The organism is Pseudomonas sediminis, assembly GCF_039555755.1.
Classification (GTDB): domain Bacteria; phylum Pseudomonadota; class Gammaproteobacteria; order Pseudomonadales; family Pseudomonadaceae; genus Aquipseudomonas; species Aquipseudomonas mendocina_D.
Window position 1 is genome coordinate 2,977,943 of sequence record NZ_CP154631.1, and the last position, 20,621, is coordinate 2,998,563.

Consider the following 20,621-nt stretch of genomic DNA (forward strand, 5'->3'; position numbering starts at 1 on the left):
ACGTCTGCCTCAGATGTGCAGGATGAATTCGCGTACCAGCTTGCTGCCGAAGTAGGCCAGCATCAGCAGGCAGAACCCGGCGAGGGTCCAGCGAATGGCCTTGTGGCCGCGCCAGCCAAGCTGGTGGCGACCCCACAGCAGAACGGCGAAAACCACCCAAGCGAAGCAGGAAAGAATGGTCTTGTGCGCCAGGTGCTGGGCGAACAGATCATCGATGTATAGCGCGCCGGACAGCAGCGACAGCGACAGCAGCAGCCAGCCCGCGAAGAGAAAGCCGAACAGCAGGCTCTCCATGGTTTGCAGGGGTGGAAAGTTGCGGATCAGCCCGGACGGGTGTTTGTGCTTGAGCTGATGGTCCTGCAACAGCAGCAGGATCGACTGGAACACGGCGATGGTGAGCATGCCGTAAGCCATGATCGAGAACAGGATGTGGGCAAGGATGCCGGGGTGCTCGTCGATCGGGTTGATGGTGCCGCTGGGCATGAATTCGGCCGCCAGCACGGTCAGCGTGCCGAGCGGGAACAGCAATAGCAGCAGGTTTTCCACCGGAATGCGCAGGCAGGCCAGCAGAATCAGGCCGATGACCGCCCAGGCGATCAGGCTGGCTGCGTTGAAGAAGTCCAGATTGAGGCCGTGTACGTCATACAGCTGGTAGAACAGGCCGATGCCGTGCAGGCACAGGGCGAGCACACCTAGCGACGCCAGCAGGCGTTTGTCGGGGATGCTGCGCTGCGTCAGACGCAGGCCTTGGTAAGCGGCGGCGCCGGCGTAGAGGAGGGCGGCGGCGAGACTGGGCAACAGAGGGTGCATAAATCCGTGTAAGGCGAGCCCGAAAGGCGCTGAGTGTGGCACAGATGGGCGTCGGCACGAAAGACTGCCGGCGGTGTCGGCAGCTCGGCGACTTCGCTATAATCCGCCGCCTGTCGCACACCCGGCGCGCCGGGTCGCACCTATCAAAGGAACGCGCATGTTCGAAAATCTTACCGATCGCCTGTCCCAGACGCTGCGTAACGTCACGGGCAAGGCCAAGCTGACCGAAGACAACATCAAGGATACGCTGCGCGAAGTGCGCATGGCCCTGCTCGAGGCCGACGTGGCTCTGCCGGTGGTCAAGGACTTCGTCGGCAAGGTCAAGGATCGCGCCGTTGGTACCGAAGTCTCCAAGAGCCTGACCCCAGGACAGGCTTTCGTGAAGATCGTCCGCGCCGAGCTGGAAGAGCTGATGGGCGCGGCCAACGAAGATCTGGCGCTCAACGCAGCCCCGCCCGCCGTGGTGCTGATGGCAGGTCTGCAGGGGGCGGGTAAGACCACCACCGCCGGCAAGCTGGCCAAGTTCCTCAAGGAGCGCAAGAAGAAGTCTGTGCTGCTGGTGTCGGCTGACGTCTACCGTCCGGCGGCAATCAAGCAGTTGGAAACCCTGGCGGGCGACCTCGGGGTGACTTTCTTCCCCTCCGATGCCAGCCAGAAGCCGGTGGATATCGCCAACGCAGCGATCCGCGAAGCCAAGCTGAAGTTCATCGACGTGGTCATCCTTGATACCGCCGGTCGCCTGGCCGTGGATAGCGAAATGATGGCCGAGATCCAGGCGCTACATGCGGCGGTCAAACCGGTCGAAACGCTGTTCGTGGTCGATGCCATGACCGGCCAGGACGCCGCCAACACCGCCAAGGCCTTTGGTGAGGCGCTGCCGCTGACTGGTGTGGTGCTGACCAAGGTCGACGGTGACGCCCGTGGTGGCGCTGCCTTGTCCGTCCGTCATATCACCGGCAAGCCGATCAAGTTCATCGGTATGGGCGAGAAGAGCGACGCGCTCGAGCCCTTCCATCCGGATCGTATCGCCTCGCGCATCCTCGGCATGGGTGATGTGCTCAGCCTGATCGAACAGGCCGAGCAGACCCTTGATCGCGAGAAGGCCGAGAAACTCACCAAGAAGCTGAAGAAGGGCAAGGGCTTCGATCTCGAAGACTTCCGTGATCAGCTGCAGCAGATGAAAAACATGGGCGGCCTCGGCGGTCTGATGGACAAGCTGCCGTCCATCGGTGGCGTTAATCTGTCGCAGATGGGCAATGCTCAAGGTGCGGCGGAGAAGCAGTTCAAGCAGATGGAGGCGATCATCAACTCGATGACGCCTGCTGAGCGCCGCGACCCGGACATCATCAGTGGCTCGCGCAAGCGCCGTATCGCTCGGGGCTCCGGTACCCAGGTGCAGGACATCGGCCGCTTGATCAAGCAGCACAAGCAGATGCAGAAGATGATGAAGAAATTCACCGCCAAGGGCGGTATGGCCAAGATGATGCGCGGCATGGGTGGCATGCTTCCGGGTGGCGGCGGAATGCCGAAATTCTGAGGCCTGTACGCCGGCCGATGGTCGTCCGGAAAAAGAGATTTGCAAACCGCCGCATAATCCTTAAAATATGCGGCCTTTCGGGCCTAGGCCCATTTTTGATGTGTGCCTCAAGTTAGCACCGACTACAGGAACGATGTTCTCATGGTAACTATTCGTCTCGCTCGTGGCGGCTCCAAAAAGCGCCCCTTCTACCACCTGACCGTGACCAACAGCCGCAATGCGCGCGACGGTCGCTTCGTAGAGCGTATCGGTTTCTTCAACCCGATCGCCGCGGGTGCTGAAGTCAAGCTGTCCGTCAATCAAGAGCGTGCTGCCTACTGGCTGAGCCAGGGCGCGCAGCCGTCTGAGCGCGTTGCTCAGCTGCTCAAGGAAGCTGCCAAGGCTGCTGCCTAAGCATCTTTATGAGTACGACGCCGGCCGTCGCCGAGGATTTGATCGTTCTCGGCAAGATTGTTTCGGTGCACGGCGTCAAGGGTGAAGTGAAGGTGTACTCCTTTACCGATCCCATCGATAACGTGCTCGATTACCGCAACTGGACGCTCAGGCGTGACGGTGAGGTAAAGAAAGTGGAACTGGCCAGCGGCCGCCTTCAGGGCAAGGTGCTGGTAGCCAGGTTGAAGGGTCTGGATGATCGCGAAATTGCGCGTACCTACGCCGGTTTCGAGATCTGCGTGCCGCGTAGCGAGCTGCCAGAGCTGGAAGATGGTGAGTTCTACTGGTACCAGTTACAGGGCTTGAAGGTCATTGATCAGGCAGAGCAGATGCTCGGTGTGGTCGACCACTTGTTCGAGACCGGTGCCAACGATGTGATGGTGGTCAAGCCCTGCGCGGGCAGTCTGGATGATCGCGAGCGTCTGTTGCCCTACACCGGGCAGTGCGTGCTTTCGATTGACCTGGCAGCTGGCGAGATGCGGGTCGACTGGGATGCGGATTTCTAAGGCTCATGCGTGTAGAAGTCATCACCCTGTTCCCGGAAATGTTTGCCGCCATCGGCGAGTACGGCATCACCAGTCGAGCGGTCAAGCAGGAGCTGCTAAAGCTCAATTGCTGGAACCCGCGAGACTACACGACTGATCGTCACCATACGGTGGATGACCGCCCTTTCGGCGGTGGTCCGGGAATGGTGATGAAAATCAAGCCTCTCGAGGATGCCTTGGCCAGTGCCAAGCAAGCCGCGGGAGAGACGGCGAAGGTGATCTACCTGTCGCCGCAGGGCCGTAGCCTGAATCAGGCGGCGGTCCGCGAGCTGGCGCAGGAGGATGCACTGATCCTGATCGCCGGTCGTTATGAAGGCATCGACGAGCGTTTCATTGAGGCGCATGTCGATGAGGAATGGTCGATTGGCGACTACGTCCTGTCTGGCGGTGAGCTGCCGGCCATGGTGCTGATCGACGCGGTGACGCGCCTTTTGCCTGGTGCATTGGGTCATGCCGATTCGGCCGAGGAGGACTCCTTTACGGATGGCCTGCTCGACTGCCCGCACTACACCCGCCCGGAGGTGTATGCGGATAAACGTGTTCCCGAAGTGTTGCTTAGTGGCAACCACGAACACATCCGGCGCTGGCGTTTGCAGCAGTCCCTTGGTCGGACCTGGGAACGCCGCGCTGATCTTCTGGATAGCCGCTCGCTTTCTGGAGAAGAGAAGAAGCTGCTGGAGGAATACATCCGCCAGCGGGACGATAGTTAACGTATCGATGATGGGCCGGGAGGCTTGTCTTAGGAGCGCAGCATGACCAACAAGATTATCCAGATGCTCGAAGCTGAGCAGATGAACAAAGAAATCCCGACTTTCGCACCGGGCGACACCGTAGTCGTACAAGTGAAAGTAAAGGAAGGCGACCGTCAGCGTCTGCAGGCCTTCGAAGGCGTCGTTATCGCCAAGCGTAACCGTGGCCTGAACAGCGCCTTCACCGTGCGCAAGATCTCCAGCGGTGTTGGCGTTGAGCGTACCTTCCAGACCTACAGCCCGCTGGTTGACAGTCTGGCAGTCAAGCGTCGCGGTGACGTACGCAAAGCCAAGCTGTACTACCTCCGCGATCTGTCCGGCAAAGCCGCGCGCATCAAGGAAAAGCTGTCCTAAGTTCGGACGCTTCTCTGACAAAGGCAGCCTAAGGGCTGCTTTTGTCGTTTCTGGCTTGCAGTAATCATGAGTGGCATTGAGATGACCCCGAGAGAGCAAGAGATCCAGCGACGCATCGCGCTGTCGGAAACCCGTGTGACCAAGGCGGTGTTTCCACCGACCACCAATCATCACAACACCCTCTTCGGCGGCACCGCGCTGGCCTGGATGGACGAAGTGTCGTTCATCGCTGCTACGCGGTTCTGCCGTCTGCCGTTGGTCACCGTTTCCAGCGATCGCATCGATTTCAAGCACGCGATACCGGCGGGCTCCATCGTCGAGTTGGTTGGGCGGGTAATCAAGGTTGGCAATACCAGCCTCAAGGTGGAGGTCGAAGTATTCGTCGAGGGGCTGTATCAGGAAGGGCGCGAGCGGGCGATCAGCGGCAGCTTCAGCTTCGTCGCCGTCGATGATCAGCAGAAGCCGGTGCCGGTACTGCCGGGATTCTCTAGCTAGCCATTTGCTGGCCTTGGGCGAGGGCCGCTGATCGTCAGCCTGGTCTGCTGGTGCGTCGGGTGTTGGCTGTGGAACACTTGCCTACCCTGTAATTGAAGGTCAATCGATGCCTGCGCTGACTCACCCTCTGATCGAGCGCTTTCTCGAAGCCCTATGGTTGGAAAAGGGGCTTTCCGCCCATACTCAGGCCGCCTATCGCAGTGATCTGGAGCACTTCAATGGCTGGCTCGATGGGCGTGGCCTGGCGCTGCAGCATATCGGTCGCGACGCCATTCTCGACCACCTGGCCTGGCGTCTCGAGCAGGGCTATCAGGCGCGCTCCACGGCGCGCTTTCTCTCCGGTGTGCGCGGCTTCTACCGTTTTTTGCTGCGTGAAACGCTGATCAGTGAAGATCCGACGCTGCAGATCGAGTTGCCGCAGATAGGTCGACCGCTGCCCAAGTCATTGTCCGAAGCGGATGTCGAGGCGCTGTTGCAGGCGCCGAACCTGGATGACCCCATCGGCCTGCGTGATCGCGCCATGCTCGAAGTGCTCTACGCCTGCGGTTTGCGTGTCAGCGAGCTGGTCGGTCTGACGCTGGAGCAGGTCAATCTGCGGCAGGGCGTGTTGCGGGTGTTCGGTAAAGGCAGCAAGGAGCGTCTTGTACCGTTGGGTGAAGAGGCTATTGCCTGGATCGAGCGCTACATGCGCGAAGCACGCCCGCTGTTGTTGGGTGGTAAACCCAGCGATGTGCTGTTTCCCAGTCTGCGCGGCGAGCAGATGACTCGGCAGACCTTCTGGCATCGCATCAAGCATCAGGCTCAGGTCGCAGGCATCAGCAAGGCGTTGTCGCCTCACACATTGCGCCACGCCTTCGCCACGCATCTGCTCAATCACGGCGCCGATCTGCGGGTGGTGCAGATGTTGCTGGGTCACAGTGACCTGTCCACCACGCAGATCTACACCCATATCGCACGTGCCCGTTTGCAGGAGCTGCATGCGCAACACCACCCGCGTGGCTGATGCTCTTGCGGAATGGGCGTCCGTTGGCTGCGCCATCTGTTAGCTGGCCGGCTGTACGGTGCTGCATCTGTGGTAGGCTGTTGCGATTTTCACCGGCCCGCCTTTCGACAGGAGTGTTCATGTCACTGACCCGTATTTCCATTGCCCTGGCACTCGCGCTGGGCAGTAGCGTCACCCTGGCTGCCGACCCTGATCAGGCCATTCGCCAGTCGCTCAAGTCGCTCGACGCCAATTTGCCGATCGAGGCGATTGCCGAAAGCCCGTTGCCGGGTATCTATCAGGTGCAGCTGGAGGGCGGCCGTCAGCTGTATACCAGTGCCGATGGTCAGTTCCTGATCCAGGGCTATCTGTTCCAGGTCAAGGACGGTAAGGCCGTCAACCTGACCGAGATCGAAGAAAGCCGTGCGGTGGCACAGCAGATCAACGCCATTCCGGCCAAGGAAATGGTGGTGTTTGCGCCCAAGGCGCCGAAGACCCATATCACCGTCTTCACCGATACCGACTGCGGTTACTGCCAGAAGCTGCACAGCGAGGTGCCGGAGCTCAACCGCCTGGGCGTCGAAGTGCGTTATGTGGCTTTCCCGCGCCAGGGCCTGAACAGTCCGGCGGCCAAGGAGCTGGTCAGCGTCTGGTGCGCCAAGGATCAGCAGGATGCGATGAATCGCGCCAAGACTCGCCAGAGCGTTGCTGACGCTACTTGCGATAACCCAGTGGCCAAGCAATATCAGCTTGGTCAGATGATTGGGGTCAACGGCACGCCGGCCATCGTTCTGGCTAACGGCAAGATGATTCCGGGTTATCAGCCGGCGCCACAGTTGGCCAAAATTGCGCTGGAGTCGAACTAAGAACCTGTCCACGAGCTGCTGTGCGTCGGCTCTGCTGCGTTAAAAACAGGCTCGGAATGCTCATTTACACCTCGTAAACTGCGCTTCCTCGCCTGTTTTTGCCTTGCATAGCTCTAGCTCGTGAGCTCGTGATCAGGTTCTGTGAGCGGTGGATTGACTAACAAACAGCCGCTTCGTAAGGTGCGGCTCTTTATCTGCGGCCGGGGCATGCTCCGGCCGTTTCGTGCAGTGCTGATGGGGAATTGAGTGTGAAGCCGGTCAAAGTAGGCATCTGTGGGTTGGGCACCGTCGGTGGCGGTACGTTGAATGTACTCAAGCGCAATGCCGAGGAGATTACCCGGCGCGCCGGTCGCGGCATCGAGATTGCCCAGATCGCCATTCGCTCGCCCAAGCCGCAGTACGACACCACCGGCATTGCCATGACCAGCGACGTGTTCGAGCTGGTCAACAACCCCGAGATCGATATCGTCATCGAGCTGATCGGCGGCTACACCCTGGCCAAGGAACTGGTGCTCAAGGCCATCGACAACGGCAAGCATGTGGTCACCGCCAACAAGGCGCTGATCGCCGTGCACGGCAACGAGATCTTCGCCAAGGCGCGCGAGAAGGGCGTGATCGTCGCTTTCGAAGCCGCCGTGGCTGGCGGCATCCCGGTGATCAAGGCGATTCGCGAAGGCCTCTCGGCCAACCGCATCAACTGGCTGGCCGGCATCATCAACGGCACCGGCAACTTCATCCTCACCGAGATGCGCGAGAAGGGCCGTGCCTTCGAGGACGTGCTCAAGGAGGCGCAGGCGCTGGGTTACGCCGAGGCCGATCCGACCTTCGACGTCGAGGGCATCGATGCCGCGCACAAGCTGACCATCCTCGCGTCCATCGCCTTCGGCATTCCGCTGCAGTTCGACAAGGCCTACACCGAAGGCATCACCAAGCTGACCACGGCTGACGTGAACTACGCCGAGGCGCTGGGCTATCGCATCAAGCACCTGGGCGTGGCTCGTCGCACCGATGCCGGTATCGAGCTGCGTGTACACCCGACGCTGATTCCGGCTGACCGCCTCATCGCCAACGTCAATGGCGTAATGAACGCAGTGATGGTCAACGGCGATGCGGTTGGCAGCACCCTGTATTACGGCGCCGGTGCCGGTATGGAGCCGACCGCCTCGGCCGTGGTGGCCGATCTGGTGGACGTGGTGCGTGCGCTGACCACCGACCCGACCAATCGCGTGCCGCACCTGGCCTTCCAGCCGGACTCGCTGTCCGATCACCCGATCCTGCCGATCGAGCAATGCGAGAGCGCCTATTACCTGCGCATCCAGGCCAAGGATCATCCGGGTGTGCTGGCTCAGGTGGCGAGCATCCTGTCCGAGCGCGGCATCAACATCGAGTCGATCATGCAGAAGGAAGTCGAGGAGCAGGACGGCCTGGTGCCGATGATCCTCGTCACCCATCGTGTGGTCGAGGCGCGTATCATCGAGGCCATTGCCGCCATGGAAGCGCTGGATGGCGTGACCTCGCCGGTCATGCGTCTGCGCGTCGAACAGCTCAACTAACTCGGGCTGCAGGCTGCAGGCTACAGGCCGCAGGCGAATTTGCCTGAAGCCTGAGGCCTGAGGCCTGAGGCCAAAACCGAAGGTTTTGAACAATGCGCTATATCAGTACCCGCGGCCAGGCGCCGGCCCTGAATTTCGAAGACGTGCTGCTGGCTGGCCTGGCCAGTGACGGCGGCCTCTACGTGCCGGAGAATCTGCCGCGTTTCACCGTCGAGGAAATCGCTTCCTGGGCCGGTTTGCCGTATCACGAGCTGGCCTTCCGGGTGATGCGCCCGTTCGTTGCCGGCTCCATCGCCGACGCCGATTTCAAGAAGATTCTCGAGGAAACCTACGGCGTGTTCGCTCATAACGCCGTGGCGCCGCTGCGCCAGCTGAACGGTAACGAGTGGGTGCTGGAGCTGTTCCACGGCCCGACCCTGGCGTTCAAGGACTTCGCTCTGCAGCTGCTCGGTCGCTTGCTCGACCATGTGCTGGCCAAGCGCGGCGAGCGCGTGGTGATCATGGGCGCCACCAGTGGCGACACCGGCTCGGCGGCCATCGAAGGCTGCAAGGCCTGCGATAATGTCGATATCTTCATCATGCACCCGCACAACCGCGTGTCCGAGGTGCAGCGCCGGCAGATGACCACCATCCTCGGTGAGAACATCCACAACATCGCCATCGAAGGCAACTTCGACGACTGCCAGGAGATGGTCAAGGCCAGCTTCGCCGACCAGGGCTTCCTCAAGGGCACTCGTCTGGTGGCGGTCAACTCGATCAACTGGGCGCGGATCATGGCCCAGATCGTCTACTACTTCCACGCGGCACTGCAGCTCGGTGCGCCGGCGCGTTCCATCGCCTTCTCGGTGCCGACCGGCAACTTCGGCGACATCTTCGCCGGCTACCTGGCGCGCAACATGGGCCTGCCGGTCAGCCAGCTGATCGTCGCGACCAACCGCAACGACATCCTGCACCGCTTCATGAGCGGCAATCAGTACGTCAAGGAAACCCTGCACCCGACCCTGTCGCCGTCGATGGACATCATGGTCTCGTCCAACTTCGAGCGCCTGCTGTTCGACCTGCACGGCCGCAATGGCGCCGCCATCGCTAGCCTGATGGACAGCTTCAAGCAGGGCGGCGGCTTCAGCGTCGAGGAAGATCGCTGGACCGAGGCGCGCAAGCTGTTCGATTCGCTGGCGGTGAACGACGAGCAGACCTGCGAGACCATCACCGAGGTGTACAAGGAGTGCGGCGAGCTGCTGGATCCGCACACCGCCATCGGCGTGCGCGCCGCGCGTGAGTGCCGTCGCAGCCTGGCGACGCCCATGGTGGTGCTGGGTACTGCGCATCCGGTCAAATTCCCTGAGGCAGTGGAAAAGGCCGGCATCGATGCGGTCCCTGCACTGCCGGCGCACCTGACCGATCTGTTCCAGCGCGAGGAGCGCTGCACGGTGCTGGCTAACGACCTGAAGGCCGTGCAGCAGTTCGTCGCGGCTCACGGTAATCGCGGCAAACCGCTCTGAGGTGTTCTGCTTCGATGAAACCGGCGCCCTTGTGGCGCCGGTTTCGTTTGTGGCTGGCTCAGAGGGCGAAGATCAGTGCCAGCAGCGCCATCAGAATGATCAGGATCAGCCAGATCAGTGCGTTCAGGCGACTGGCTCGCACGACGCCGGCGCCGCGCAGATGCACGGGTGGATCGTCTTCCAGGTATTGATCGATGCGACGTTCGGCTTCCTGCTGATCGTTGGCCAGGTATTCGCTCAGTAGGTCGATGGCGGCCTGACGTTGGCCTGCATGCACGAGCTGGCGTACTGCGGGTGGGAGTTCATTCATGGCACTGTCTGTCTCTCGGGTTGGCGGTCATAACTGAGACCCGGTTAGCGCTTTTTTGCGTGCGCAACGAAGGTACCTGGGGTTTAATTCGACACTTCGCGAATGGATGCGTTTTAGCCGAATCATGGATGAGCCCAGGTGCCTGCCTCTCTTCTTCCCATTCCAGTCCGCTTTTCGGTTGTCTTGCGCCGAGGATGACGCCTGCGCGCTCGTCTGACGAACGGCATCACATTTATCACATGTGAGTTCTTTACATGTTCACATGTAAGGGTCTAGTCTGCGACTCATGGACAACAAATCATCAGCCCATTACCAGCGTCTTTATCGCCAGCGTCTGCGTGAGCAGGGGTTGGTCAAGAAGGAAGTCTGGATCTTGCCCGAGCATGCGCCGTTGTTGGTCGCGTTCGAGCGCAAACTGCGCCAGCCACAGTCACTGCTGGCTTCGATGGAGAAGGAGGAGGGTATGAGCATGCCTCAAGTTTGGACCGCCCAGGCGCTGCATGAAGCGCTGGCGGCAACGGAACTGTTCCAAAGCGCTCAGGCCAGTATCGAGCTGATTCAAGGTGCCGATGCCAGCCTGCACATCACCATGCGTGAGTACGGCGACCTGCCGTTGTTCATCGCTGTATTCGGTGAGCAGATCATCGTCGAGGCGTTGCTCTGGCCGGCGGCGGACGTGAAGGATGCGGCGACATTCAACGAAGAAGTACTGCGTACCCACAAGCTGTTCCCGCTGTCGTCCATAGGCCTGGAAAAAATGGGCGACGGGCGCGATTGCTACACCATGTTCGGCGCGTTGAGCTCGTCCTCGACCTTGTCCGATGTGGTGTTCGAAATCGAGTTGCTGGCGGACAACGTGATCAAGGCCACCGAAGCCTATGAAGGCTTCCTCAAGTCCGGCGCCTGAGAGGAGAGAAGACGATGAATGTCTGGAGCAAAATGCTGACGGCACTGCGTGGCGGTGCCAATGAAGTGGGTGAGGCGGTGGTCGACAGCCAGGCCCTGCGCATCCTCGATCAGGAAATTCGCGACGCCGATGTCGAGCTGCGCAAGTCCAAGGAAGCACTGGCCGAGATCATGGCCAAGCACAAGCTGGCAAGCGACAAGGTGAACAAGAGTGCGGCGAGCATCGCCGAGTACGAACAGTACGCGCTCAAGGCGCTCGAGGCCGGCAACGAGACCCTGGCCAAGGAAGTCGCCGAGAAGATCGCCAATCTGGAAATCGAACAGGCCAGCGAGCGCGAACAGGCCGATGGCTTCGCCGCCAGCGTGGCGCAACTGCGCAAGGCCGTGACCCAGGCCGAGGGCAACATCAAGCGCCTCAAGCAGCAGGTGGATACGGTCAAGGCTACCGAGAGCGTGCAGAAGGCGCAGATGGCCGTGGCCCAGCGTTACGGCGGCTCGCAGGCCAAGCTGCAGACTGCGGTCGAGTCGCTTGAGCGTATCAAGCAGAAGCAAGCCGAGCGCGCGGCGAAGATGGAGGCCTCGGCCGAGCTGGCTGCTACCAGCGCGCCGGACGATTCGCTGGAAGCCAAGCTGCGTGCGGCCGGCATCAAGGCCGACAATGCCAGCGCCGACAGCGTGCTGGCCAGGTTGAAGGACAAGGCCAAGTCCTGAACGATGCGTAGATAACGGGGCGCTGGCGCCCCGTTTCCCTAACCCAGGGAAAGGAAAAAATGGAACTCTTCCTGCAGACAGCGCTGTCATTCCCCACCGCCATCTACAGCTTCCTGCTGTGCGTGGCGGTGATCTATTGGCTGGTGGTCGCCGCCGGCCTGCTCGAAGTCGATCTGCTCGACGTCGAGGCCGACTCGATGATGGATGGCGCCGGTCAGACCGAAGGTCTTGCCGGCCTGCTCTACAAGCTCAAGCTCGATGGCGTGCCGGTCACCCTGGTGCTGACGCTGCTGTTCTTCTTCGGCTGGTTCATCTGTTACTTCATCGAACTATGGCTGCTGCGCCACCTGCCGCTGGGCATCCTGCGTTACCCGCTGGGATTGGTGGTGATCGCTGGAGCCTTCGTGGTGGCAGCGCCTCTGTGCGCGGCGATCTGCCGGCCGCTAAGACCGCTGTTTCACAAGGTCGAGGCGATCAGCAGCAAATCCGTGCTGGGGCAGGTAGCGGTGGTGCGCAGCGGCCGAGTCACCGCCAGCCATGGCGAGGCGGTGCTGGAAGATGGCGGCGCCGGTTTGATCCTGCGCGTGCGCGCCGACGAGACGCTGGGCTTCAAGCGCGGTGACCGTGTGGTGCTGCTGGAGTATCTGGCGGCCGAACACGCCTACCGCATCATTACCGAAGAAGAATTTCGAGGCGTCTAGCCTCTGCCGACAATCCGTACGTAACAGAGGGTAGGCAGCCTAGGCGTGGCCGAACCTGCCTGCACAACTAGCAAAGGAGTACAGCTGTAATGGAAAACGTCATTCCCTTCATCGTCGGGGCAGGGCTGGTCGTCCTCTTCATCATTGCCCTGATTGCCCTGTTCAAGGCCTTCTACATCAAGGTTCCGCAGGGCACGGCGCTGATCGTCAACGACATGTCGTCCACGCCCAAGGTGCATTTCACCGGCTCGCTGGTGTACCCGGTGATCCACCTCAAGGAGTTCATGAAGATCTCCCTGATCACCCTGGAAGTGGATCGTCGCGGCAAGGACGGCCTGATCTGCCGCGATAACATGCGTGCCGACATCACCGTGGCGTTCTACCTGCGCGTCAACGAGACCCAGGAAGACGTGCTCAAGGTGGCCAAGGCCATCGGCGTCGAGCGCGCCTCCGACCGCGCGGCGGTCAACGAGCTGTTCAACGCCAAGTTCTCCGAGGCGCTGAAGACCGTCGGCAAGCAGTTCGATTTCGTCCAGCTATTCGAGAATCGCCAGGACTTCCGTGATCGTATCGTCGAGGTCATCGGCAACGACCTCAACGGCTACGTGCTGGAAGACGTGGCCATCGACTACCTGGAGCAGACGGCCAAGCATTCGCTGGACCCGAGCAACATCCTCGACGCCGAAGGTATCCGCAAGATCACCGAGCTGACCGCTGCGCAGAACGTCATCACCAACGAGCTGGAGCGCAACGAAGAGCTGGCGATCAAGAAGAAGAACGTCGAAACCCGCGAGGCGACCCTGGCTCTGGAGCGTCAGCAGGCCGATGCCGAGGCGCGGCAGAAGCGTGAGATCGAAACCATCCAGGCGCGTGAGCAGGCCGAGACCCTCAAGGTCAAGGAAGAAGAGCGCCTGAAGGCCGAGCAGGCACGCATCCAGACTCAGGAGCAGATCGACATCCGTGAGGAGAATGCCTCGCGCGAAGTCGAAGTGGCGGAGCAGAACCGCGAGCGTGCGGTCACGATCGAGAAGGAAAAGGTCGTGCGTGCCCAGCAACTGGAAATCGTTGCCCGCGAGCGTGAAGTCGAGCTGCAGCGCATCGAGAAGGAAAAGGCGCTGGAAGAAGAGCGCAAGAACATCGCGGCGGTGATTCGCGAGCGCGTGGCGGTCGAGAAGACCGTGGCGCAGGAAGAAGAGCGCATCAAGGAAGTGCGTGAAGTCTCCGAGGCAGAGCGCCTCAAGCAGGTCACCGTGCTCAATGCCCAGGCCGAAGCCGAGCAGGAGCTGGTGCGCCAGGTCAAACAGGCCGAAGCCGACGAGACCCGTTCCAAGCACAAGGCGGTGGAGATCAACACCCTGGCCCAGGCCGAGCTGGAAGCAGCGGCCAAGAGTGCCGAGGCCAAGAAGAAGCTGGCCGAAGGGATCGAAGCCGAGCGCGCTGCGCCCGGTCTGGCCGACGCCAAGGTGCGTGAAGTCACTGCTGCGGCCAAGGAGAAGGAAGGCCTGGCCGAGGCTCGCGTGCAGGCCGAGCGTCTGATCGCCGAAGCCAAGGGCGAGCAGGAGAAAGGTCTGGCGCAGGCGCGTGTCATCGAGGCGCAAGCCGCTGCCAAGGAAAAAGACGGCCTGGCCGACGCCAAGGTGCTGGAAGAGAAGCTCGGCGCCCAGGCGCGCGGCGAAGAACAGCTCGGCGCGGCCAAGGCCAAGGCCACCCAGGACCTGGGTCTGGCCGAGGCGCAGGTGCTGCTGGAGCGTCTGAACGCCGAGGCCGAAGGCCTGGGCAAGAAGTTCGGCGCGCTGGATTCGCTCAGCGACAACGCGCGTGCTCACGAAGAGTTCCGCATGCAGCTGGAGAAGAGCTTCGAGGAAGCCATGGCCGCCATCGCCGCCAACAAGGACATCGCCAAGGATCAGGCCGAAGTGCTGGCCACCGCGCTGGCCAAGGCGAAGATCGAGATCGTCGGCGGCGAGGGCGACTTCTTCAACTCCTTCGCCAAGTCGCTGTCGGTGGGCAAGGCCATCGAAGGCGTGGTGGGCAAGAGCCCGGTGGTGCAGGACGTGCTGTCGCGTCTGCTGGCTGGCAAGGCCGCAGCTGCCGCGCCGGTGGCTGCGCCGAGCGCAGGCCCCGAGCAGGCCTGAGCACCCAGCCTGTAGGGTGGGCTTCAGCCCACCAAGCAGGTAGTCGGTAGGGTGGACGACGCGCAGCTTGTCCACGTCGCCAATGCTGGACAAAAACAGCGTTGTCCACCCTGCCGATCATGCCGAGCCTTGTGGGAGGGGCTTTAGCCGCGAGCCTCCCGCGTTTTTTCAGAGCCCTCGCCCTGCTGAGCGGGCGAGGGTGCTCGATGCCGCCTATCCAGGAATAACACGATGTCGGACGCACAGACACAGGACGTATTGGACAAGGCCGTCGCCGAAGGCGGCGCCTACGAGGTGCTGCAGCGGCGCCTGCAGGAGCAGGGTCAGCGCCTGCGCAGTTTGACCGAAACGCTCAACGGCCAGCGTCTGGCCGAGTTCGGCAGCAGTGCGATGGAGGCCATCGGTCGGGTACGCATCCGCACCGAGAACAACTGCATCGCCCGCGATATCGTCCAGGTCGGCGAGTGCCTGCTGTTCGGCTACAACGTGTTCATCGGCCTGAAGAAGGAAACCAGCGTCGCCGACGTGTTCTCCCTCTACCGCCTGGTCGAGGGGCCTGAAGGCTATGACGCCGAGCCGGTGCCGCTGGAGGGCAGTTTCCTCGCTCAGGCCAGTTTCGTCGCCGACTTCAACGAGCTGTACACCTACTACAAGAACACCCGCCTGCTGCAACTGGCCATTCGTGACGGCAAGCTGCTGGCGAGTTTCCAGATCGGCGAGCGTGTCACTGACATCCGTGTATTCCGCTGGTCGATCTCGGTCGACGGGCGCGAAGTGCGTTACATCGACAACCGCGGCGAGCGCGATATCGCGCTGCCGGCGCCGTTCGACTTCGAATGGCAGAAGACCTCGCGCGAGATGGTGGTCAGTGGCCGCCATCCGCACATGAACATTCTCGACACCGTATTCGTCGAAACCGTTGGCGGCGACCTGACCATCAAGGTCGAGAACAACACTCAGGACGGCCTGGGTATCTACCGCGAACCGGTGGTGGACAAGACCCAGTCGCTGGACGACGCGCAGATCGAATACGCCCGCCTGGGCAGCCTGATCCTGCTGAAGATCCTGCCGTACCGCGAGGAGCAGTGGCGCTACCTGGTGTTCAACAGCCTGACCAACCAGGTCGAGCGCATCGACGCCATCGGCCTGGCCTGCGTGCAGCTGCCCGAAGACCACGGCATCATCTTCCCCGGCGGCTACTACCTGCAGAGCGGGCAGTACAAAACCTTCGAGCAGCCCATGGGCGGCATGCGCTTCAAGCGCTCGGTGCGTTCGCCCAACGGCGAGGACGTGCAGTACGTCTTCTACCACCCGGAAGAAGGCCGTTCGGCGCTGTTCACCTACAACATGATCAACCGCCAGCTGCACAACCCGATCTTCGGCCACGGCTACGCGCGCCTGGAAGACGGGCGCATGGTGATATTCGCCGCCGAGGGCAGCGAGCCGACGCGCATCCACCCCATGCAGATCTGGCAGACACCCTTCGAGAGCGAGGATTACGCTGCCCGTCAGCCGGCGCGCAGCGGCTTCTTCGGGCGTATCGGCAATGCCGAACTGGTGCGCGGTGTGTCCGACCTGCTCAACCTCAGCCGTGAGATCGACAGCCGCGAAGTGTCGGTGGCGCGTTACACCCAGCTGTGCCAGAACACCCGCCGACTGTTCGACGTCTACCATTGGCTGGATGACGCCCAGTGTGCCGAGCTGGCGCCGCTGTTGCGCGAGATCGCCGCCACTGGTGAGCTGGTGCTCGACGAGTTCGAGAAGGTCGAGAGCATCCGGCAGCAGTCTGCCCGTGCCATGGCCGAGGCCGAAACGCGGCAGAAGAGCCTGCTCTCCGGCCTGCTGGTGGACAGCTGGGACGAGGTGCAGCACTTCGTCGAGGCGCTCAATGCCATTACCGCGCAGCGTGGCCAGCTGCTGACCATCCGCGACTACCGCTACATCGACGTGGCGCGCATCGATGCCATGGAGGCCGAGCTGCTCGCAGCACAGGAGCGTGTGGCCACGGCCACCTCCGCCTTCCTCGCCAGCGACGCCGCGCTGCAGCCTTACGTGCAGCGCCTGGGCGAGCTGGACGCGCTGGCGCAGAAGGCCGAGAGCGTCACCCAGCTCAACGAGCCGCTGGCCGAGATGCAGGCCATGGCCGGCAATCTGGACATGCTGTCGAGCCTGATGGCCTCGCTGAAGATCGACGACGCCACCCAGCGCACTGCCATCGTCGAGTCGATTTCGGAAGTCTACGCCCACCTCAACCAGGCCAAGGCGCGCGCCGAGCAGCGGCGCAAGGGCCTGGGCTCGGCCGAGACCGTGGCGCAGTTCGGCGCCCAGTTCAAACTGTTCGGTCAGGGCATCACCAACGCCCTGGCGCTGGCCCAAGACCCGGAGAAGTGCGACGAGCAGCTGTCGCGTCTGCTGGTGCAGCTCGAAGAGCTGGAAAGTCAGTTCGGCGACCACGAGGAGTTCCTCAGCGACATCCTCGGCAAGCGCGAGGAACTGCTGGAGACCTTCGAGTCGCACAAGCAGAGCCTGCTCGACGATCGCCAGCGTCGTGCCCAGGGCGTGCTCGACGCTGCCCAGCGCATCCTCGACAGCCTTGGCCGGCGCACCGCGCGCCTGACCCAGATGGAAGAGCTCAATGCCTTCTTCGCCGCCGACCCGCTGATTCTCAAGCTGCGCGAGATGGCCGAGCGCCTGCGCGAGCTGAAGGACAGCGTCAAGGCCGATGATGTCGAGGCGCGCCTCAAGGCCGCCCGCGACCAGGCCGTGCGTGCCCTGCGCGACAAGAGCGAGCTGTTCGAAGAGGGCGGCAACGTCATCAAGCTCGGCCCGCGTCACCGCTTCAGCGTCAACACTCAGGAACTCGACCTGACCCTGATGCCGCGCGGTGATCAGCTCTATCTGCACCTGACCGGCACCGATTTCCTCGAGCCACTGCATGACGAGACCCTGGACGGCCTGCGCGACTACTGGCAGGTGTCGCTGGAATCCGAGTCGCCCTCGCTGTACCGCGCCGAATACCTCGCCGGTCTGGTGCTCGACGCCGCTGTGACGGGCCGTGAAGGTCTCACCCTCGATCTGCTCAAGACCCACCTGGCGCAGCCGGAAACCCTGACCCGCCTGATTCGCGACTTCGCCGCACCGCGCTACAAGGATGCCTATGAGAAGGGTATCCATGACCACGACGCGGCGTTGATCCTCGCCCAGTTGCTGCCGCTGCGCGAAAGCGCCGGGCTGCTGCGTTACGCGCCGGCCGCGCGCGGTTTCGCCGCGCTGTTCTGGAACCGTTGGGGGCAGGACATCGAGGCCGAGCTGTGGCCGGAGCGGGCGCGCAGCAGCCTGCACCTGCGCCAGTTGTTCGGCAGCGAGGATGGCGTGCAACGCCTGCGCGAAGAGATCGATGCAGCCATGCAGCGCTTTTTGGGCCAGCACCCGCTGCCGGTGGACGCAGCGCAGCGCCAGGCGGCAGCAGCTTATCTGGTGGAGGAACTGGCAGCCAAGCCGGTCGAGTTCAGCTTCAGCAAGTACGCCCGGCAACTGCTCGATACCCTGCAGCAACGCATGCAGGCTAGCCATGTCTGGGACGACTACCGCGCTGCGCTGGACAACCTGCGTGGCCGTCCGGTGCAGCGCTGGTCGCTGGCGCAGACCTGGTTCGACGGCCTGTGCGCGCAGGACGCCGCCATGAATGAACTGGCCGACTACGTGCCCGAGGCAATCGCCGTCAGCCTGCTGGATGAAGAATTCCCGCGGCGTTTCACCGAGGTCGATCTGCGTTTCTCCGTCAGCGGCCTGCTTGGCGATCATCCGCGTGTGCAGAACGGTACGCTGCTGCTGGCCATCGACGACTACTTCGCCCGTCTGCGCCAGCATCTGGATCATTTCGTACCGCAGCTTTCGCGCTACCAGGCGCTGCGCCAGGAGGTCATCAACCGCGAGCGCGATGCACTGCGTCTGAGCGAATTCAAGCCACGGCCGCTGTCGTCCTTCGTGCGCAACAAGCTGATCAACGACGTGTACCTGGGCTTCATCGGCGACAACCTGGCCAAGCAGATGGGCACCGCCGGCGAGAACAAGCGCACCGACCTGATGGGCCTGCTGATGCTGATTTCGCCGCCCGGCTACGGCAAGACCACATTGATGGAGTACGTGGCGCACCGTCTCGGCCTGATCTTCATGAAGATCAACGGTCCGGCCCTCGGTCACGAGGTGCGCTCGGTGGACCCGGCGCAGGCCCCGGACGCCACCTCGCGTCAGGAGCTGGAAAAGCTCAACCTGGCGCTGGAAATGGGCAACAACGTGATGCTCTATGTCGACGACATCCAGCACACCCATCCCGAATTCCTGCAGAAGTTCATCTCGCTGTGCGACGGCACGCGGCGTATCGAAGGCGTGTGGAAGGGCAAGACCAAGACCTACGACATGCGCGGCAAGAAGTTCTGCGTGGTGATGAGCGGCAACCCGTACACCGAGTCCGGCGACGTGTTCAAGATTCCCGACATGCTCGCCAACCGCGCCGACATCTACAACCTCGGCGACACCCTGGGCGGCATGCAGGAGGCTTTCGCGCTGAGCTACATCGAGAACAGCCTGACCTCCAACCCGGTGCTGGCGCCGCTGGCCACCCGCGACATGGCGGACGTCTACCGTTTCGTCGCCAAGGCCGAGGGCAAGCCGTTCTCCGCCAACGAGCTGAGCCATACCTACAGCGCCGCCGAGATCAACGAGATCACCGCCACCCTGCAGCGCCTGATGCAGGTGCGTGACGTGGTCGGTCGGGTCAACCAGCAGTACATCGTCAGCGCCGCGCAGGCCGACAGCTACCGCACCGAGCCGCCGTTCAAGCTGCAGGGCAGCTACCGCAACATGAACAAGATGGCGGAGAAGATCAGCTCGGTGATGAACGATGCCGAGCTGCTGCAACTGATCGCCGACCACTACCAGGGTGAGTCGCAGCTGCTCACCACTGGCGCCGAGGAGAACCTGCTCAAGCTCGCCGAATTGCGCGGCAACATGACGCCCGAGCAGGCCGAGCGCTGGGCGCAGATCAAGCGCGACTTCATGCGCAACAAGGCCATGGGCGGCAGCGATACGGATGTTGGCGGGCGTGTGGTGGCGCAGCTCAATGATCTGGTGGAAAGCGTGCGCGGCCTGGGCGCTACCGGCAAGCCGGCCGGCGCGGCGCCGAGCATTCCCTGGGAACAGTTGCTGGCCGGGCTGGATAACCTGGGCAAGCTGCGCCCGCAGGTGGAGGTGGTTGCGCCGCCACAGCCGGGCACGCAAAAATTGCTCGAAAGCCTGGCCGATAGCCTGGAAAACAGCTTCCTGCCGCTGATCAGGGCGATGGACAAGAAGATCGACATCGATTTGCGCACCCACAACCGCATGCTGGAAATCTCCACGCAACTACGTGATCTCGGCACGCTGCTCGGGCATGAGCAGCGCAGCGACGCCGCGGACGACGAGGCGCCGTGAGGCGAGGCTGGCTTGTCGAGTTGCGCCCGCTGATCGTGATCAGCGGCGCGATGTTGCTGGTGCAACTGGTCAATGGCGCCCTCGGCGGCGCCTTGAACCTATGGGGCCTGGTGCCCCGGCATATCGAGGCGCTGCCCGGCATTTTCCTTGCGCCCTGGCTGCATGGCAGTTGGGCGCATCTGCTCAGCAACCTCAGCGGCCTGCTGGTGCTCGGTAGCCTGGTGCTGCTGCGCTCGCGCCGCGATTTCTTCTTCGCCAGTGCCTTCATCATCATCGGCAGCGGCATGCTGGTCTGGCTGTTCGGCCGCACCGGCCTGCACGTCGGTGCCAGCGGCTGGCTGTTCGGCTTCTGGGGGCTTTTGCTGGCACGGGCCTGGTTCGAGCGCAGCCTGCTCGACCTGTTGCTGGCGGTGCTGGTGTTCTTCCTCTACGGCGGCTGGTTCTTCGGCCTGCTGCCGCGTGCCGGCGTTTCCTTCGAATACCACCTGGCGGGAGCTTTCTGCGGTGTGCTGTACGCCGCGCTGACTCGTCGCCGCATTCAACGATAAAAAGGGACTTTTA

Annotated in this window: 18 protein-coding genes; 16 read left to right on the forward strand and 2 right to left on the reverse strand. The window is 62.4% G+C overall.

Going from position 1 to position 20,621, the window contains the following annotated elements; genetic code table 11:
* Positions 1–9: 9 nt before the first annotated feature.
* A complete protein-coding gene (locus AAEQ75_RS14040; RefSeq protein ID WP_143505909.1) occupies positions 10–810 on the reverse strand; it encodes a cytochrome C assembly family protein in 801 nt (266 codons plus the stop codon).
* 157 nt (positions 811–967) lie between these two features.
* Between AAEQ75_RS14040 and ffh the strand changes: the two genes are divergently transcribed.
* The 10 genes from ffh to thrC all read left to right on the forward strand — a co-directional run bounded on the left by ffh (position 968) and on the right by thrC (position 9,825).
* Positions 968–2,347, forward strand: coding sequence for a signal recognition particle protein (gene ffh, locus AAEQ75_RS14045; RefSeq protein WP_343349350.1), 1,380 nt, complete (start codon positions 968–970; stop codon positions 2,345–2,347).
* Positions 2,348–2,488: 141 nt separating this feature from the next.
* Positions 2,489–2,740 (forward strand): 30S ribosomal protein S16, encoded by a 252-nt coding sequence (gene rpsP, locus AAEQ75_RS14050; RefSeq protein WP_037003051.1) that lies wholly within the window; start codon positions 2,489–2,491, stop codon positions 2,738–2,740.
* 8 nt (positions 2,741–2,748) lie between these two features.
* The gene (rimM, locus tag AAEQ75_RS14055) at positions 2,749–3,285 is read left to right on the forward strand and encodes a ribosome maturation factor RimM (RefSeq protein ID WP_143505907.1); all 537 of its coding nucleotides are present in this window, start codon (positions 2,749–2,751) and stop codon (positions 3,283–3,285) included.
* A gap of 5 nt (positions 3,286–3,290) precedes the next feature.
* Positions 3,291–4,034: a tRNA (guanosine(37)-N1)-methyltransferase TrmD gene (trmD, locus tag AAEQ75_RS14060; protein WP_092377102.1), complete on the forward strand. Its 744-nt coding sequence runs from the start codon at positions 3,291–3,293 to the stop codon at positions 4,032–4,034.
* 42 nt (positions 4,035–4,076) lie between these two features.
* Complete coding sequence (rplS, locus tag AAEQ75_RS14065) at positions 4,077–4,427, forward strand: 50S ribosomal protein L19 (RefSeq protein ID WP_045734872.1); 351 nt, start codon at positions 4,077–4,079, stop codon at positions 4,425–4,427.
* Between the two features lie 81 nt (positions 4,428–4,508).
* Positions 4,509–4,922, forward strand: a complete 414-nt coding sequence (locus AAEQ75_RS14070) for an acyl-CoA thioesterase (RefSeq protein WP_092377099.1) — start codon at positions 4,509–4,511, stop codon at positions 4,920–4,922.
* A 106-nt stretch (positions 4,923–5,028) separates the two neighbouring features.
* On the forward strand, positions 5,029–5,925 hold the full coding sequence (gene xerD / locus AAEQ75_RS14075) for a site-specific tyrosine recombinase XerD (protein WP_343349351.1): 897 nt from the start codon (positions 5,029–5,031) through the stop codon (positions 5,923–5,925).
* 119 nt (positions 5,926–6,044) lie between these two features.
* Entirely contained in the window at positions 6,045–6,770 is a 726-nt protein-coding gene (gene dsbC, locus AAEQ75_RS14080; RefSeq protein WP_143505905.1) for a bifunctional protein-disulfide isomerase/oxidoreductase DsbC, read from the forward strand.
* 248 nt (positions 6,771–7,018) lie between these two features.
* Positions 7,019–8,323 carry a homoserine dehydrogenase gene (locus AAEQ75_RS14085; RefSeq protein WP_343349352.1) on the forward strand — a complete coding sequence of 435 codons (1,305 nt, stop codon included), beginning with the start codon at positions 7,019–7,021 and terminating at the stop codon, positions 8,321–8,323.
* 92 nt (positions 8,324–8,415) lie between these two features.
* On the forward strand, positions 8,416–9,825 hold the full coding sequence (gene thrC, locus AAEQ75_RS14090) for a threonine synthase (RefSeq protein ID WP_343349353.1): 1,410 nt from the start codon (positions 8,416–8,418) through the stop codon (positions 9,823–9,825).
* 58 nt (positions 9,826–9,883) lie between these two features.
* On the opposite strand, the gene AAEQ75_RS14095 is transcribed toward thrC, so the two are convergent.
* Entirely contained in the window at positions 9,884–10,135 is a 252-nt protein-coding gene (locus tag AAEQ75_RS14095) for a hypothetical protein (protein ID WP_099525788.1), read from the reverse strand.
* Between the two features lie 286 nt (positions 10,136–10,421).
* Here AAEQ75_RS14095 and AAEQ75_RS14100 point away from each other — a divergent pair, with 286 nt between their 5' ends.
* The 6 genes from AAEQ75_RS14100 (at position 10,422) to AAEQ75_RS14125 (ending at position 20,608) form a co-directional block, all read left to right on the forward strand.
* The gene (locus tag AAEQ75_RS14100; RefSeq protein WP_343349354.1) at positions 10,422–11,042 is read left to right on the forward strand and encodes a YjfI family protein; all 621 of its coding nucleotides are present in this window, start codon (positions 10,422–10,424) and stop codon (positions 11,040–11,042) included.
* A 14-nt stretch (positions 11,043–11,056) separates the two neighbouring features.
* A complete protein-coding gene (locus AAEQ75_RS14105; protein ID WP_343349355.1) occupies positions 11,057–11,752 on the forward strand; it encodes a PspA/IM30 family protein in 696 nt (231 codons plus the stop codon).
* A 59-nt stretch (positions 11,753–11,811) separates the two neighbouring features.
* Positions 11,812–12,453 (forward strand): hypothetical protein, encoded by a 642-nt coding sequence (locus AAEQ75_RS14110; RefSeq protein WP_343349356.1) that lies wholly within the window; start codon positions 11,812–11,814, stop codon positions 12,451–12,453.
* An 89-nt stretch (positions 12,454–12,542) separates the two neighbouring features.
* Positions 12,543–14,588, forward strand: a complete 2,046-nt coding sequence (locus AAEQ75_RS14115) for a flotillin family protein (protein ID WP_343349357.1) — start codon at positions 12,543–12,545, stop codon at positions 14,586–14,588.
* Positions 14,589–14,819: 231 nt separating this feature from the next.
* Positions 14,820–20,060 carry a DNA repair ATPase gene (locus tag AAEQ75_RS14120; RefSeq protein ID WP_343349358.1) on the forward strand — a complete coding sequence of 1,747 codons (5,241 nt, stop codon included), beginning with the start codon at positions 14,820–14,822 and terminating at the stop codon, positions 20,058–20,060.
* A complete protein-coding gene (locus AAEQ75_RS14125; protein ID WP_143500999.1) occupies positions 20,057–20,608 on the forward strand; it encodes a rhomboid family intramembrane serine protease in 552 nt (183 codons plus the stop codon). The genes AAEQ75_RS14120 and AAEQ75_RS14125 overlap by 4 nt, the downstream gene beginning before the upstream one ends.
* Positions 20,609–20,621 lie beyond the last annotated feature (13 nt).

Bases quoted from the DNA above. Each gene is read 5' to 3' on its own strand.
- thrC (WP_343349353.1), top strand. From the start codon at position 8,416: ATGCGCTATATCAGTACCCGCGGCCAGGCGCCGGCCCTGAATTTCGAA.
- AAEQ75_RS14120 (WP_343349358.1), top strand. From the start codon at position 14,820: ATGTCGGACGCACAGACACAGGACGTATTGGACAAGGCCGTCGCCGAA.
- AAEQ75_RS14070 (WP_092377099.1), top strand. From the start codon at position 4,509: ATGACCCCGAGAGAGCAAGAGATCCAGCGACGCATCGCGCTGTCGGAA.
- rplS (WP_045734872.1), top strand. From the start codon at position 4,077: ATGACCAACAAGATTATCCAGATGCTCGAAGCTGAGCAGATGAACAAA.
- rpsP (WP_037003051.1), top strand. From the start codon at position 2,489: ATGGTAACTATTCGTCTCGCTCGTGGCGGCTCCAAAAAGCGCCCCTTC.
- AAEQ75_RS14110 (WP_343349356.1), top strand. From the start codon at position 11,812: ATGGAACTCTTCCTGCAGACAGCGCTGTCATTCCCCACCGCCATCTAC.
- AAEQ75_RS14095 (WP_099525788.1), bottom strand. From the start codon at position 10,135: ATGAATGAACTCCCACCCGCAGTACGCCAGCTCGTGCATGCAGGCCAA.
- AAEQ75_RS14040 (WP_143505909.1), bottom strand. From the start codon at position 810: ATGCACCCTCTGTTGCCCAGTCTCGCCGCCGCCCTCCTCTACGCCGGC.
- ffh (WP_343349350.1), top strand. From the start codon at position 968: ATGTTCGAAAATCTTACCGATCGCCTGTCCCAGACGCTGCGTAACGTC.
- AAEQ75_RS14105 (WP_343349355.1), top strand. From the start codon at position 11,057: ATGAATGTCTGGAGCAAAATGCTGACGGCACTGCGTGGCGGTGCCAAT.
- dsbC (WP_143505905.1), top strand. From the start codon at position 6,045: ATGTCACTGACCCGTATTTCCATTGCCCTGGCACTCGCGCTGGGCAGT.
- AAEQ75_RS14115 (WP_343349357.1), top strand. From the start codon at position 12,543: ATGGAAAACGTCATTCCCTTCATCGTCGGGGCAGGGCTGGTCGTCCTC.
- trmD (WP_092377102.1), top strand. From the start codon at position 3,291: ATGCGTGTAGAAGTCATCACCCTGTTCCCGGAAATGTTTGCCGCCATC.
- rimM (WP_143505907.1), top strand. From the start codon at position 2,749: ATGAGTACGACGCCGGCCGTCGCCGAGGATTTGATCGTTCTCGGCAAG.
- xerD (WP_343349351.1), top strand. From the start codon at position 5,029: ATGCCTGCGCTGACTCACCCTCTGATCGAGCGCTTTCTCGAAGCCCTA.
- AAEQ75_RS14100 (WP_343349354.1), top strand. From the start codon at position 10,422: ATGGACAACAAATCATCAGCCCATTACCAGCGTCTTTATCGCCAGCGT.